Below are 2,372 nucleotides of genomic sequence, written 5' to 3' on the forward strand. Positions count from 1 at the left end.
CGAGACAGCCTTCACGCCCGAACAGCTCGCCTGCGTGACCGCCCCGCCCGCCACCCAGGTCATCGTCGCGGGCGCCGGCTCCGGCAAGACCACGGTCATGGCCGCCCGCGTCGTCTGGCTCGTCGGCACCGGCACGGTCGCCCCCGAGCAGGTCCTCGGCCTCACCTTCACCAACAAGGCCGCCGGCGAGCTCGCCGAGCGCGTCCGCAAGGCCCTCGCCCGGGCCGGCATCACCGACCCGGACCCCTCCCCGCACGAGGCCGAGACGGCGGGCGGCGAGCCGCGCATCTCCACGTACCACGCCTTCGCCGGGCAGCTCCTGAAGGACCACGGCCTGCGCATCGGCCTGGAACCCAGCGCCCGCCTCCTCGCCGACGCCACCCGCTTCCAGCTCGCCGCGAAGGTGATCCGCGAGGCCCCCGGCCCCTACCCCTCGCTCACCAGATCCGTCCCCGACCTGGTCAGCGACCTCCTCGCGCTCGACGGGGAACTCTCCGAGCACCTCGTCGAACCGGACGCCCTGCGCGCGTACGACACGGAGCTGCTGGACTCCCTCGTCGAGGTCCGGCTCACCAACGAGGACCTGCGCAAGGTCCCCGAGGCCGTACGCGGCCGCCTGGAGCTGCTGGAACTGGTCAGCCGCTACCGCGCGGCCAAACGCGCCCGCGACCTGTTCGACTTCGGTGACCAGATAGCCCTCTCCGCCCGGCTCGCCACCACCCGCCCCGAGGTGGGGACCCTGCTCCGCGAGGAGTTCCGCGTCGTCCTCCTCGACGAGTACCAGGACACCTCCGTCGCCCAGCGGCTGCTGCTGTCCGGACTCTTCGGCGGGGGCACGGGCCACGCCGTGACCGCCGTCGGCGACCCCTGCCAGGCCATCTACGGCTGGCGCGGAGCCTCCGTCGCCAACCTCGACGACTTCCCCGAGCACTTCCCGCACGCCGACGGAAGCCCCGCCACCCGGCTCTCGCTCAGCGAGAACCGGCGCAGCGGCGGCCGCCTGCTCGACCTGGCCAACGGCCTCGCCGCCCCGCTGCGCGCGATGCACGAGGGGGTCGAGGCGCTGCGGCCCGCGCCGGGCGCCGAGCGGGACGGGGTGGTGCGGTGCGCGCTGCTGGAGACGCACGCGCAGGAGCTGGAGTGGCTCGGGGACTCCGTCGCGCACCTGGTGCGGACGGGCAAGGAGCCCGGGGAGATCGCCGTGCTGTGCCGCTCCGCCGCCGACTTCGCGCAGATCCAGGCCGTACTGGTGGCCCGTGACGTTCCGGTGGAGGTCGTCGGCCTCTCGGGGCTGCTCCACCTCCCCGAGGTCGCCGACCTGGTCTCCGTCTGCGAGGTGCTCCAGGACCCCGGGGCCAACGCCGCCCTCGTCCGGCTGCTCATCGGACCGCGCTGGCGGATCGGCGCCCGCGACCTGGCGCTGCTCGGCCGCCGGGCCCGGCAGCTGGTGGCCCGCGCCTCCTCGGACACCGGGCCCGACGGACGGCTCGCGGCGGCGGTCGAGGGCGTGGACCCGGCGGAGATCGTCTCCCTGGCCGACGCCCTGGAGACCTTCCTGGACGGCGCCGGCCAGGCCCCCGACGACCTGCCCTTCTCCGCCGCGGCCCGGGTCCGCTTCGCGCACCTGGCGCAGGAGCTGCGGGACCTGCGGCGTTCCCTCGCCGACCCGCTGATGGACGTACTGCACCGGGTGCTGGCCACCACCGGCCTGGAGGTGGAGCTCTCCGCGTCGCCGCACGCGCTGGCCGCCCGCCGCCGCGAGACCCTGTCGAACTTCCTGGACGTCGCCGCCGGCTTCGCCGCGCTGGACGGCGAGGCGACCCTCCTCGCCTTCCTGGGCTTCCTGCGCACGGCCGCCCAGTACGAGAAGGGCCTCGACCACGCCCTGCCGGGCGGGGAGAACACGGTCAAGGTCCTGACGGCCCACAAGTCCAAGGGCCTGGAGTGGGACGTGGTCGTCGTCCCCGACCTGTGCGCCGGGGCCTTCCCGAAGGAGAAGGCGCCGGAGGCCTGGACCTCGTACGCGAAGGTGCTCCCGTACGGCCTGCGCGGTGACGCCCCCACCCTGCCCGCCGACCCGGCGTGGACCTCGGCCGGCCTGAAGTCCTTCAAGGCCGCCCTCAAGACGCACAAGCAGACCGAGGAACTCCGCCTCGGATACGTCACCTTCACCCGCCCCCGCTCCCTGCTGCTGGCCTCCGGCCACTGGTGGGGCCCGACGCAGAAGCGGCGCCGGGGCCCGTCGGCGTTCCTGGAGGCCCTGCGCGCCCACTGCGAGGCCGGGTTCGGCGAGATCGAAGCCTGGGCGCAGGAGCCGGAGGCCGAGGCGGAGAACCCGTCCCACGCCTCCGCCTCCACCCCGGACCACTCCT

The 2,372-nt window shown here is 74.7% G+C and carries 1 protein-coding gene; it reads left to right on the top strand.

Going from position 1 to position 2,372, the window contains the following annotated elements:
* On the top strand, nt 1–2,372 hold a 2,372-nt coding region (locus ACFV0Q_RS40840; protein ID WP_385013085.1), incomplete at both ends, for an ATP-dependent helicase.

This window comes from Streptomyces sp. NPDC059564, assembly GCF_042735575.1.
In the GTDB taxonomy this organism is placed as follows: Bacteria; Actinomycetota; Actinomycetes; order Streptomycetales; family Streptomycetaceae; genus Streptomyces.